Below are 12158 nucleotides of genomic sequence, written 5' to 3'. Positions count from 1 at the left end.
TCAGCGCGCCGTGAAGATCAGTACCGCACCCACCGGTACCGAGAAACTGATGGCCGACAAACCGGCGACCTTGCGCAGGCTGTCCAGGCCCGGCGCCAGGTTGAAATCCTCGGCGTTGAGGACCAGGGGCTCCAGGGTCACCACCTGGAAACGCCGCTCGTCCAGGCGCGTGGCCAGCAACTCGGCGTTGTAGGTGTGCTCCTGGCCGTGCAGGCTCACAGTGATCGGCAGCAGCAGTTCGATCTGCGCGCCATTGGCCAGGTCGTTGATCGGCCGCAGGTTGATCTGCGCAGTGACCCGGGCCTCGGGAAACTGCTGGACCTGGAACAGGTCCTGGCGCATGCGTTCGTCACGCAGGGGAATGCCGCTGCTGACCGAGTCCAGCTCCAGCTGCAGCTGGGCCAGTCCCTTGCCATCGACCTTGCCGTGCAGCACCAGGAAGCGCTGGACCTCGGAAATGCTGGCGTTCTTGGTGGTCACGAAGGAAATACGCGAGGACTCGTTGTCCAGGTACCAGTTGGCCTGGGCCGGAAGGGCCAGCACTGCCAGCAGGCTGAGAAGAAGGCGGATCGAGGTACGCATGCAAGCTCCCGAGAACAGAAGGCGCCACCTTAACCGGGCGTCTGGAGGCTGGCAAACCCTCGGGACACCGTTAGCCGGGGCTAAAGGCGATTGATACGGTGCCAAAAGAGGTGTCGGCAATCATGGCCAGGCCACCTGCACGATGGCTGATCAGGGCAAGGCGCCCATGCGTCGACGCGGGAAAGCCACGGCGACGGGCGGGATTCAGGCGAAGGTCTTCTGCAATTGCCCGACCGTCTCGGCCAACAGCCCCAGGTACTGATGGCGTACCTGCTCGACACAGGACAGATCCTGCGGCCAATGCAGGGCAATGCTGCCCACCACCCGGCCGTCGACCTGCAGCGGCAGGGCCACGGCACGGATCAGGAACGGCAGGCGCACCGGGTATTCCCAATAGCCCTCGGTACGCTGGCCGAACCCCTGGTGCTGGAACTGCACGCTTGGTTGCAGCCAGGCCTCGATCGGCTCGGCTTCGCGTGCTGCCAGGCGCTCGACTTCCGCCCTGGGCAAGGCTCCGAGGCAGGCCTTGCCCATGGCTGAATGAAACAGGCTGGCGTGCTGGCCAACCACGCGGCTACTACTGCTCGGATAGCGCTTGCGCAAGACCTCGGGCACCACGCTCTCCAGGACCTCCAGGTGCTCGCCGTCGAAACTCGACAGGTCGCTGACCAGCCCGGTGCGGGCGCTCAGCTCCAGCAGCCAGGGCCCGGCGCGCTCGGCCAATTGGCGCTTGAAGCGCTGCCGGCTGTCACCGAACAGGCTGCGGGCACTCAGGCAATAGCGCCGGTCGCTCAGGCCACGGTAGATCCAACCCTGCTCTTGCAGGGTCAGCAACAGGCGCGACACCGTGGCCTTGGGCAGGCCGGTCAGGTAGTGCAACTCTTCCAGGCCCAGGGCCTGGTGCTGGCCCAACAGCTCGACGATGGCCAAGGCCCGCTCCACTGAACGCACGCCTGCGCTTTCTAACTTGCTGGCCATGGTCCGGACTCTCTGCTTGAGGATGGGTAAGGAATTTCCCAGCAAGATGCGGGCCCCCTCGACCTCACCATTGCCCCTGCCTGATTACCGGATATTGCCAGGAGGTCGCCGGCGCACCCACTGCGTGAGCTGCTCATGGGCCTGGGCCAGTTGCAGCACGGCCAGGTCGGCCTGGGGCGGGCCGATGATCTGCATGCCCATGGGCAGGCCGGCCAGGTTGAAGCCCACCGGGATGCTGATGCAGGGCAAGCCGGCCAGGGTCGGGCCGATCACCACTTCCATCCAGCGGTGATAGGTGTCCATTTCCTGTCCGGCAACCTGGCGTGGCCAGGCTTGGCGTGCATCGAAAGGAAACACCTGGGCGGTGGGCAACAGCAGGAAATCGTAACGCTCGAACAACCGCAGCAGCGCCCGGTACCAATCGCTGCGGCTCTGGCAGGCGCGATACACATCGGCCGCGCCGAGACTGGCCGCGCCCTCCACCTCCCAGCGGGCCTCAGGCTTGAGCCAGCGACGCTTGTCCGGATCGTTGTACAGCAGGCCCAGGGAACCCTGGACCAGCCAGTGCCGGTGCACCAGCCAGCAATCCCACAGCTGGGCCAGGGAGAACTCCGGCTGGCAGCTGTCCACCTCGCAACCCAGGTCGAGAAAATCCCCCAGGGCCTTCTCGCACAGCGCCAGCACCCCCTGCTCCATGGCCAGGTAACCGTTGTAGTTCCCCAGCCAGCCCAGGCGTAGCCCGCGTACATCCCGCTGCAGGGAGGCACCCAGCGCGGCCGGGTCATCCTTCAGCGACAGGGGCGCGCGGGGATCGTAGCCGGCCTGGGTCGCCAGCAGCCGGGCGACGTCGGCCACGGTGCGGCCCATGGGGCCTTCGGTGGCCAGTTGCTGGACGAACAGCTCCGGCGCCGGGCCATGGGGCACCCGGCCCAGGGAGGGGCGCATGCCGAACACGTTGTTGAACGCCGCCGGGTTGCGCAGCGAGCCCATCATGTCGCTGCCATCGGCCACCGGCAGCATGCGCAGCGCCAGGGCCACTGCCGCCCCGCCGCTACTGCCGCCGGCGCTCAGGTTGCTGTCGTAGGCATTGCCGGTGGTGCCGAACAGCTGGTTGTAGGTATGCGAGCCCAGGCCGAACTCCGGGACATTGCTCTTGCCGACGATCAACGCCCCGCTGGCGCGTACCCGGGCCACGCTGATGGCATCCTCGCCGGGCACCTGGGTGGCGAACAGCGGCGAGCCAAGACTGGTGGTCAGCCCGGCGGTGGCTGCCAGGTCCTTGATCGCCTGCGGCATGCCATGCATCCAGCCCAGGGATTGGCCCCGGGCCAATTGCCGGTCGCGCTGGTCGGCCTCGTCCAGGAGTAATTCGGGCGCACGCAGCGAAACCAGGGCATTGGCCTGCGGGTTCACGCGCTCGATCTGCGCCAAGTAGGCCTGCATCACCTCCCGGCAGGACAGTTCGCGGCCATGGATCGCCGCGGACAATGCCAGGGCATCGAGTTCGACGATCGAGTCGCCAGCCACGGGTTCGTGAAGCTTGCTCAAGACGCACCTCCCAGGGGCAAGGTCGCAGGTTTGTTCTGCCGGAGCGGATCGTGCAGGCAGTAGATGGCCAGCAAGCTCAGCATCGACGTCAGCAATACATAGAACGCAGGCGCCACCGGCGTGGCCATGGTCTTGCTCAGCCAGGTCACCACCAGCGGTGCGAATCCACCGAACAACATCACTGCGACGTTATACGCCACCGACACGCCGGTGGAACGCACCTCGATGGGAAACTGCTCGGCCAGGGCAGTGGGCGCAGGGCCGAAGCAACCGCCGATGGCGCTGCACAGCAGCAGTTGCATCACCAGCAGGCGCTCGATGGACGGTGCGGCCGCGACCCAGGCATACAAGGGGTAGACCATGACGAAGAACACCAGGGTGAAGAGCATCAGCACCGGCCGCCGGCCATGGCGGTCCGACAATGCCCCGGCCAGCGGGATGACCAGGGTCATCAGCGCCACCGCAAGCATCTGCACCAGCAGCACCTGGTCCAGGGGCAGGCCGAGATTGTTGTGGGCGAAGGTCGGCATGTTCACCAGCAGCACATAGAACGACACCGTGGCACCGCAGGCCAGGCCCATGGCCACCAGGATGCCCCGGCGATGGGTACGGATGATCTCCAGCAGCCCCGGGCCTTTGCCACACACCTGCTTGCGGGCCTCGACGAAGACTTGCGGTTCGTCCATGTACTTGCGAATCCACAGGCCCAGCGGACCGATCAGCAGGCCGAACACGAAGGGCAAGCGCCACCCCCACTGCTCCAGGGCCTGGGGCGAGAAGAAATGCGTCACCGCCGCCGCCATCGCCGCACCGCTGAACACCGCCAGGCACTGCCCCACCAATTGCCATGAGCCGTACAAGCCCTTGCGGTGGGGCGGTGCGCTCTCCACCAGGTAGGCCGTGGCACTGGCATATTCGCCGCCGGTGGCGAACCCCTGGAGCATGCGCGCCACCACCACCAGCAACGGCGCGCCGAGCCCGATGGCGGCGTAGGTGGGAGTGAAGACGATGATCGCGATGGCCAGGGTCATCAACTGGATGATCAACAGCATGGCCGCCTTGCGCCCCTTGCGATCGGAGTAGATGCCCAGCAACACACCACCCACCGGACGCATGAAGAAGCCCACGCCGAAGGTGGCCAGGGCCATCAGCAGGGAAGTGTATTCGTCGCTGCCGGGAAAGAACTGGCGGGCGATGAAGCTGGCGAGAAAGCCGTAGATGATGAAGTCGTACCACTCCAGGGCATTGCCGATGACGGCGGCAACCACCTGCCGGGTCTTGGAAACAGCGGGGGTCGAAAGGCTCATGGAAAGCTCCACACGGACTTTTGAGCCTTCTTGCGGGCTCGTTGAAGTGCCGGGCGCACGCAAGGGCACCCGGGGAACTGGCAAATACCTGCAGAACGACGCTCAGAGCGGCTTGAGCCAACTCTCCGCCAGGGCGCCCCAGTAGGCGGCGCCGGTGAGCAGGATGTCGTCGTTGAAGTCGTAGGCCGGGTTATGCACCATCGGCTGCCCCACGCCATTGCCGATGAACAGGTAGCTGCCCGGGCAACGCTGGAGCATCCAGCCGAAGTCCTCGCTGCCCATCAGCTTTGGCGTATTGCCATCCACTGCGCTGTCCCCCAGCAATTCCACGGCCACCTGCCGGGCGAACTCGGTCTCGGCCGGGCTGTTGACCAGCACCGGATAGGCCGGGCGATGGAGGATGCTGGCGGTGCAGCCATAGCTTGCGGCCTGGGTCTGGATGATCGCCCTGACCCGCTCCAGCATCTGTTCACGCACCGGTGCGTCGAGGGCGCGCAGGCTCAAGCGCAGCAGTGCCTGCTGGGGAATCACGTTGGCGGCCTCGCCAGCCTGCAGGGCGCCGACGGTGACCACCGCCGCCCGCTGCGCATCGATGTTGCGCGCCACCACCGTCTGCAAGGCCATGACCATGCTGGCCGCCGCCACCAGCGGATCCACCGCCAGATGCGGCATGGAACCATGGCCACCTACACCTTCGACCACCACCTCGAGCAGGTCCTGGGACGCCATCATCGCTCCCTGGCGAAACCCCAGGTGCCCTGCCGGCAAGCCCGGCATGTTGTGCAGGCCGAACAGCGCATCGCAGGGGAAACGCTCCAGCAAGCCGTCGGCGAGCATCGCCTCGGCACCGCCCTGGCCCTCCTCCGCCGGCTGGAAGATCAGGTTCAGGGTGCCGTCGAATTGCCGGGTGGCCGCCAGGTAGCGGGCGGCGCCGAGCAGGATGGTGGTGTGGCCATCATGCCCGCAGGCGTGCATGCAGCCATGGTGGCGACTGCTGTGGGGCGCGTCGCTGGCTTCGACGATAGGCAGGGCGTCCATGTCCGCCCGCAGGCCCAGGGTGCGCGAGCTGCTGCCGTTGCGCAGGACGCCCACCACACCGGTGCAGCCGATGCCCTGGTGCACCTCGTAGCCCCAGTCTTGCAGGCAGCGAGCCACCAGAGCCGCGGTGCGGTTTTCCTGGAATCCCAGCTCGGGGTGGGCATGGATGTCGTGGCGGATGGCACGCAAGTCGCCGGCGATGTCATTGAGCCAGGCAAGGATGTGCTGGTGTCGGGTCATGGCGTCTGTCCTCTGGCCGGGTGGGTTCCCGTGCTTGTTGTACGCAGCTCGGTGGTAGCTAACCGCGAGCCGGCGCCAGGGACAATCGAATGTGGTTCCACAGGATGGAACAGCAGGCGGTTCAGGGATCGAGGCGGCAGCCCTGCCGGTTCCCTTGCCAGGTGGCGCTGTGGGTGCGCCCCAGAGCGCTGGCGGTGATCCGCCGTGATGCCGGCTCATCGACCAGGTTGCTGATGGGCAGGTATTGGCGCACGTACCCGCGGCAATAATCAGCCGGATGCTCCATCACATAGCGGCAGGAGCAGTATTCCTTGGCGGTGTAGGCGCCGAGGATATCCGGGAATGCCTGGAGCGCCTCCCGTTGCTGCCAGGCCCAGCCCGATAGCGCCAGCGACCCGGCCAGCAGCAGGCAGAGCAGCGGGTGGCGCAGGACGAAGGCTCGGCGGCTCATGGCTGCTCCGGGGTAGGAAATGCCGCCAGCACCCGCTTGAGCAATTCGTTGTGCTGGTAGCTGCCGTCGCGATCGTCGCCATAGCGCACGATCACCAGGCGCTGCTGCGGCACTATGTACAGCGCCTGGCCCCAGTGGCCCAGGGCGGCGTAGGTATCCTCCGGTGCATCCGGCCAGGGCCGGGGCGCGCCGTCCACGATGCGATTGAGCCACCAGTGCCCACCCGCCACGGCAACGTCCTGGCCCGCCCGGTAGCCGGCGAACGGCGTGCGGCAGAACTCGACCCAGGCCCTGGGCAGCAGTTGCCGGTCGTGCCAGCGCCCCTCGCGCTGCATCAGCAAGCCGATGCGGGCCAGGTCCCGGGCACTCATATAAAGATAGGAAGACGCCACGAAGGTGCCGGCCGCATCCCGCTCCCATACTGCCTGGCGGATACCCAGGGGCTCGAACAGGGCACGCCAGGGATAGTCCGGATATTGCTGCGCCCCCAGCATGCCGCGCAGGCTGGCCGCCAACAGGTTGCTGTCGCCGCTGGAATAACGAAAGGCCCGGCCCGGTGGGCTGGCCGCCTGGTGCTGCGCGGCGAAGGCCGCCATGTCGCGGTGGCCCCGGGTGTAGAGCATGGCTACCACCGATGAATTGAGCGGCGCGTACTCGTAGTCTTCCTGCCAGTCCAGGCCCGAGGCCCAGTGCAAAAGGTCGGCCATGGTGATGCCAGGGTGGGGCTTGAGTGCCGGATAGAAGTTCACCGCCGGGTCTTGCAGGCCGAAGCGCCCCTCGCCGGACGCGACGCCCATGAGCACCGCCAGCACGCTCTTGCTGGCGGACCAGATCAGGTGGGGAGTCTGTGGCCCGGTCTCGCCGGCATAGCGTTCGTAGACCAGCCGGCCATCACGCACCACCAGCAGGGCATCGGTGCGTACCCCCTGGCGCGACTCGTCGTCACGCGGGGCGAAGGCATAGGCCTCCAGGGCCTGGAGCGCCGGACCCGAGGGCAAGGGTTCGCGCGGCCATTGCTCGGCCGGCCAGTCCTCGGCCCGGGCCGGCAGGCCGAGCACGACAAGCAGCACCAGCAGGATCGAGCCCTTGGCCATGGACGACACTCGAGAAAAACCGATGGCCGAGCCTAATCGAGGTTCATGACAGTTTTGCTGCAAGCGCCGGGGCTCAGCGCCCAGCCGGTTGCTGCAAGGCCGCCAGGGCCTTGGCCAGGCGCTGGGCCCGGGCGCCGGCGGCCAGCTCGAGCAGGGCCTGGTCGCGGCTCCACTGTTCGCGCCAGAACTCGGGCCCCTGGGCGAATGCCATGGCGATCTCCGGCTTCAGGGCTTCGAACTGCACGAACAACCCACCCAGCAGGACGTGCCCGCCGGCCAGGGCCGGGTTCTGCCGGCTGGCTTCGGCACAACCGGCCAGCAACGCCAGCAATTGCAGGAGCAACGGCTGCGGCCAGCCGCTGTCCTGGCCGACACCATGGAGCCAGGCCGCCATGGCGCTGAGGACATAGATGTCTTCCAGGGTGCGGAAGGGTTTGACATAGGCATCCCAGCCATCGCCGGCCAGCAGTTCACAGGCGGCATTGTCCAGGAGCAGGCAACCGTGGCTGATCTCCGGCATCAGGGCGATCGCCGGCAGGGTCTGGACCTTGACCCCGGGCTCGCCCGGATAGACCACCGTCAGCCGCAGCGCCGCCCGCTCCCCGGGGGCCTCGCAACGGGCCGCCACCAGCAGCCAGTCGGCGGCGTCCCCGGCGGTGACGAAATCCTTGCGCCCATGCAGGCGCAGATCCTGCAGCCGGGTCTGCATGTCCGCCGGGCGCAGGCTGCGACGTTCAGTCGCGCACAAGGCGCCCAGGCTCAGCGGCGCACTGGGCCACAACATGCGCAATGCCGCCTGGTAACCCACCAGGAACGCCAGGCCCGGGGTCGCCATCAGGCGCCCGCCAAGCACCGCCAGCTCGAATGGCGTGACAGTGCCCAGGCGGGCCAGCAAAGCGCCGTAACCCTCCGCCAGATCAGGGGTTGCGGGCAGTCGTTCATGGCTCTCGAGCAGGGCTTGCCAGGGCATTTCGAAGGTCCTCAGGGGCTGTCACACAAGCATCACCAAAGTTTCATGGCGATGACACCGCGGCTACATAGCCTGACTTTGCACAACAAAGTCGATTGGCTGCAACCCAAGGCGGGTCGCTGGCCCGCACGGAGATTCACGATGACTCAGATCGCCCGCATCAACGACACCGGTACTGAACGCCGCCTGCAAGCCGAACGCCTGATCGGCGCCCAGGCCCTGCAGGAAGCCCAAGCCTTGCGGTTCAAGGTCTTCAGCGGCGAGTTCAACGCCAAGCTCAAGGGCGCGGAGCTGGGTCTGGACATGGACGACTACGATGTTCATTGCAGCCATATCGGGGTACGCGACCTGAACAGCGGGTGCCTGGTGGCCACCACTCGCCTGCTGGACCACCAGGCCGCCAGCAGCCTGGGGCGCTTCTACAGTGAAGAAGAGTTCAGCCTGCACGGCCTGGTGCAACTCCAGGGCCCGATCCTGGAGATCGGCCGTACCTGCGTCGACCCGGCCTACCGTAACGGCGGCACCATCGCCGTGCTCTGGGGCGAGCTGGCCGAAGTCCTCAACGAGGGTGGCTACAGCTACCTGATGGGTTGCGCCAGCATCCCGATGCAGGACGGTGGAGTGCAGGCCCATGCGATCATGCAGCGCCTGCGCGAGCGCTACCTGAGCACCGAGCACCTGCGGGCCGAGCCCAGGCACCCACTGCCGAACCTGGACCTGCCGTCCAACGTCATCGCCGAAATGCCGCCACTGCTCAAGGCCTACATGCGCCTGGGGGCGAAGATCTGCGGCGAGCCCTGCTGGGACCAGGACTTCCAGGTGGCCGATGTGTTCATCCTGCTCAAGCGCGACGAGCTGTGCCCACGCTACGCCCGGCACTTCAAGGCGGCCGTGTGATGCGCCGGCTACGGGTCTACGGGCGTATCGCCCGGGTGCTGCTGGTGGTGGCGCTGGGCCTGGGCATGGCCAGTATCTTCGGCGTGCTGGAGCGCCTGGGGGTCAGCAACTCCATGGTCCGCCGCCAGCGCTGGTCGCGGTTCTTCATGGCCCGCCTGGGCAACGCTCTGCCCTTCCAAGTAACGGTGCACGGCCAACTCCCACGCCAGCCCATGCTCTGGGTCAGCAACCATGTGTCCTGGACCGACATCCCGTTGCTGGGCATGCTCACTCCGCTGTCGTTCCTGTCCAAGGCCGAGGTGCGCACCTGGCCGGTGGCCGGATGGTTGGCCGCCAAGGCCGGCAGCCTGTTCATCCGCCGTGGCGCCGGCGACAGCCAGCTGATCCGCAAGCAGATGACCCGGCACCTGCAGGAACAGCATCCGCTGCTGCTGTTCCCCGAAGGCACCACCACCGATGGCTGTGGCCTGCGGACCTTCCATGGACGCTTGCTGGCCAGCGCCATCGAGGCCGAGGCCTGCCTGCAACCCGTGGCGATCCGCTACCTGCGCGATGGCCAGATCGACACCCTGGCGCCCTTCATCGGCGACGACGACCTGCTGTCTCACCTGTTGCGCCTGTTCGCCAATGACCAGGGCCAGGTGGAGATCCACCTGCTCAAGCCGATTTCCTGCCAGGGCCAGGAGCGCGCGGCACTGGCCTTCCAGGCCCAGCAGGCGGTCCAGAAAGCCCTGTTCGGCGATGCCTTGCAGCCGGCCGAACCACGCCGCGATGGCGAACTGGTTGCGGCCTGAGTGGAATCAGCGCCCCGGCGACGGGGCGGTGTACTGCTCGGCGAACGCCTGCAGTTGCGGGTAGAACTCGCGAAAATCCTCGCTCAAGGGCTGGTACAGCCGTTCCAACTCGCCCATGGCCGCGGTCAACTCCTCGGGCCGCGACAAGCGCCGGGCAATCCCCCGCAGGACCTGCTCCAGCACCTGGAAGTCCCGATAGGAACCCAGCCAGTCATCGGCCGCCATGTAGGGTGCGATCTGCGCCAGGCGCCCCGGCAGTTGTGGCTCGGCGGCCAGCGCCCGGTACACGTCGGCGGTGAACGCCTGCAAGGGTCGATCGGCGTACTGCGCCCAGTCACGGGCCAGGCAGTGGTCGAAGAACACATCGATGACGATGCCGGCGTAGCGCCTGCGGGTCTGGGCGAAACGCGCCAGCGCCGCCGTCACCACAGGGTGGCTGTCGGTATAGGTGTCGATGCGCCGATGCAGTTGGATCGCCGCCTCGACCTCGGGAGCGAACTGCCCTTGCAGGCGACCTTTGACGAAGTCGCCATAAAGGCTGCCGAGTAATTGACCCGGGCGCTGGCCGCCGAGGTGCAGATGTGCGAGATAATTCATCCGCGCAGCTTAGCACCGCGCACATCATATCGTTATAACCCGATATGCCGATAAAGACTGAGCTAAGATCAAAATCATATTGGTATATCGCGAAATAACGATTTAAATTTCGCCTCATCGCGATACAACGTTTCATGGAAAAGCGAGCAATGCCATGTCCATCGACCTCGACGAAATAATAAAAGCCCTGGCGCATCCGGTTCGCAGGGAAATCCTGCACTGGCTGAAAGATCCGGCAGTCGAATTCCCCGACCAGGCCCACAGTAACGAGCACGGTGTATGCGCCGGGCAGATCGACCAACGCTGCGGCCTGTCGCAGTCGACCGTCTCGGCTCACCTGGCGACCCTGCAGCGTGCCGGCCTGGTCAGCAGCCGCAAAGTCGGCCAATGGCATTTTTTCAAACGCAACGAAGAAACCATCCAGCAGTTCCTCACGCAAATGAGCCAACAGCTCTGACCTGACAAGGACCCGATAATGCCCCTCTCGCTTCTCATCCTGGCCCTGAGTGCCTTCGCCATCGGCACCACCGAGTTCGTCATCATGGGCCTGCTGCCCGATGTCGCGGCGGACCTCGGGGTATCGATTCCAGGTGCCGGCTGGCTGGTGACCGGCTACGCCCTGGGCGTGGCCATCGGCGCGCCGTTCATGGCCCTGGCTACTGCCCGGCTGCCACGCAAGGCCGCCCTGGTGACGCTGATGGGGATCTTCATTATCGGCAACCTGCTGTGTGCACTGGCCAGTGACTACAACGTGCTGATGTTCGCACGGGTAATCACGGCGCTGTGCCACGGTGCCTTCTTCGGTATCGGTTCTGTAGTGGCCGCCGGCCTGGTGCCAGCCAACAAGCGTGCTTCGGCCGTGGCCCTGATGTTCACTGGCCTGACGCTGGCCAACGTGCTCGGCGTTCCCCTGGGAACTGCGCTGGGCCAGGAAGCCGGTTGGCGCTCGACCTTCTGGGCGGTGACCGTGATCGGCGTGGTGGCGCTGTTCGGCCTGCTGCGGTTCCTACCGGCCAAGCGCGATGAGGAAAAGCTCGACATGCGTGCGGAGCTGGCAGCCCTCAAGGGTGCCGGGATCTGGTTGTCCCTGGGCATGACCGCATTGTTCGCGGCGTCGATGTTCACCCTGTTCACCTATGTCGCGCCGCTGCTGGGCGATGTGACTGGGGTGTCGCCCAAGGGCGTGACCTGGACCCTGCTGCTGATCGGCCTGGGCCTGACGCTGGGCAACATCATCGGCGGCAAGATGGCCGACAAGCGCCTGGGGGCCACCCTGGTGGGTGTATTCGCCGCCATGGCCGTGGTCTCCACGGTGCTGACCTGGACCAGCGTGGCGCTGATCCCCACGGAGATCACTCTGTTCCTCTGGGCCACCGCCTCCTTCGCCGCGGTCCCGGCCCTGCAGGTCAACGTGGTGACCTTCGGCAAGGCCGCACCCAATCTGGTTTCGACCCTGAACATCGGCGCCTTCAATATCGGCAACGCCCTGGGCGCCTGGGTCGGCGGCAGCGTCATCGCCCACGGTTTCGGCCTCACCAGCGTGCCGCTGGCAGCCGCGGCGCTGGCGATCCTGGCCCTGCTGGTAACGCTGATCACTTTCCGCCAGGGCGGCAACGCCGAACTGGCTCCGGCAACCCACTGATAGCTTCCCTACCCCTTAGA

At 66.3% G+C, this 12158-nt stretch carries 13 protein-coding genes; 4 read left to right on the top strand and 9 right to left on the bottom strand.

What is annotated here, in order from left to right; all coding sequences use genetic code 11:
* From C4K40_RS07020 to C4K40_RS06985, 8 genes are all read right to left on the bottom strand, one after another.
* Positions 1-582, bottom strand: coding sequence for a YceI family protein (locus C4K40_RS07020; protein WP_022642783.1), 582 nt, complete (start codon positions 580-582; stop codon positions 1-3).
* 204 nt (positions 583-786) lie between these two features.
* Entirely contained in the window at positions 787-1560 is a 774-nt protein-coding gene (locus tag C4K40_RS07015; RefSeq protein ID WP_022642782.1) for an IclR family transcriptional regulator, read from the bottom strand.
* An 84-nt stretch (positions 1561-1644) separates the two neighbouring features.
* Positions 1645-3108, bottom strand: a complete 1464-nt coding sequence (locus C4K40_RS07010; RefSeq protein ID WP_053135448.1) for an amidase — start codon at positions 3106-3108, stop codon at positions 1645-1647.
* On the bottom strand, positions 3105-4415 hold the full coding sequence (locus tag C4K40_RS07005; protein ID WP_022642780.1) for an MFS transporter: 1311 nt from the start codon (positions 4413-4415) through the stop codon (positions 3105-3107). The genes C4K40_RS07010 and C4K40_RS07005 overlap by 4 nt, the downstream gene beginning before the upstream one ends.
* A 102-nt stretch (positions 4416-4517) precedes the next feature.
* A complete protein-coding gene (locus C4K40_RS07000) occupies positions 4518-5693 on the bottom strand; it encodes a M20 aminoacylase family protein (protein ID WP_022642779.1) in 1176 nt (391 codons plus the stop codon).
* 121 nt (positions 5694-5814) lie between these two features.
* Complete coding sequence (locus C4K40_RS06995; RefSeq protein ID WP_022642778.1) at positions 5815-6144, bottom strand: hypothetical protein; 330 nt, start codon at positions 6142-6144, stop codon at positions 5815-5817.
* Positions 6141-7238, bottom strand: a complete 1098-nt coding sequence (locus tag C4K40_RS06990) for a serine hydrolase (RefSeq protein ID WP_022642777.1) — start codon at positions 7236-7238, stop codon at positions 6141-6143. The genes C4K40_RS06995 and C4K40_RS06990 overlap by 4 nt, the downstream gene beginning before the upstream one ends.
* A gap of 73 nt (positions 7239-7311) precedes the next feature.
* Positions 7312-8208, bottom strand: a complete 897-nt coding sequence (locus C4K40_RS06985) for an acyl-CoA dehydrogenase (RefSeq protein ID WP_022642776.1) — start codon at positions 8206-8208, stop codon at positions 7312-7314.
* Between the two features lie 141 nt (positions 8209-8349).
* Between C4K40_RS06985 and olsB the strand changes: the two genes are divergently transcribed.
* Positions 8350-9105, top strand: a complete 756-nt coding sequence (gene olsB / locus C4K40_RS06980) for an L-ornithine N(alpha)-acyltransferase (protein ID WP_022642775.1) — start codon at positions 8350-8352, stop codon at positions 9103-9105.
* Positions 9105-9899, top strand: a complete 795-nt coding sequence (locus C4K40_RS06975) for a lysophospholipid acyltransferase family protein (protein ID WP_053135451.1) — start codon at positions 9105-9107, stop codon at positions 9897-9899. Before olsB ends, C4K40_RS06975 begins: the two co-directional genes overlap by 1 nt.
* 6 nt (positions 9900-9905) lie before the next feature.
* Here the strand turns inward: C4K40_RS06975 and C4K40_RS06970 are convergent, their stop codons facing one another.
* Positions 9906-10496: an ACP phosphodiesterase gene (locus tag C4K40_RS06970; protein WP_022642773.1), complete on the bottom strand. Its 591-nt coding sequence runs from the start codon at positions 10494-10496 to the stop codon at positions 9906-9908.
* Positions 10497-10650: 154 nt separating this feature from the next.
* Between C4K40_RS06970 and C4K40_RS06965 the strand changes: the two genes are divergently transcribed.
* Together C4K40_RS06965 and C4K40_RS06960 are read left to right on the top strand one after the other, a co-directional pair.
* Positions 10651-10953, top strand: a complete 303-nt coding sequence (locus C4K40_RS06965) for a helix-turn-helix transcriptional regulator (RefSeq protein WP_022642772.1) — start codon at positions 10651-10653, stop codon at positions 10951-10953.
* Between the two features lie 18 nt (positions 10954-10971).
* Positions 10972-12138: an MFS transporter gene (locus C4K40_RS06960; protein ID WP_053135454.1), complete on the top strand. Its 1167-nt coding sequence runs from the start codon at positions 10972-10974 to the stop codon at positions 12136-12138.
* The last annotated feature ends 20 nt before the right edge of the window (positions 12139-12158 follow it).

The organism is Pseudomonas sp. CMR5c (assembly GCF_003850545.1).
GTDB classification, from domain to species: domain Bacteria; phylum Pseudomonadota; class Gammaproteobacteria; order Pseudomonadales; family Pseudomonadaceae; genus Aquipseudomonas; species Aquipseudomonas piscis.
Note: the sequence above shows the minus strand (reverse complement) of the source record. Positions and strands in the feature narration are given on the sequence as shown.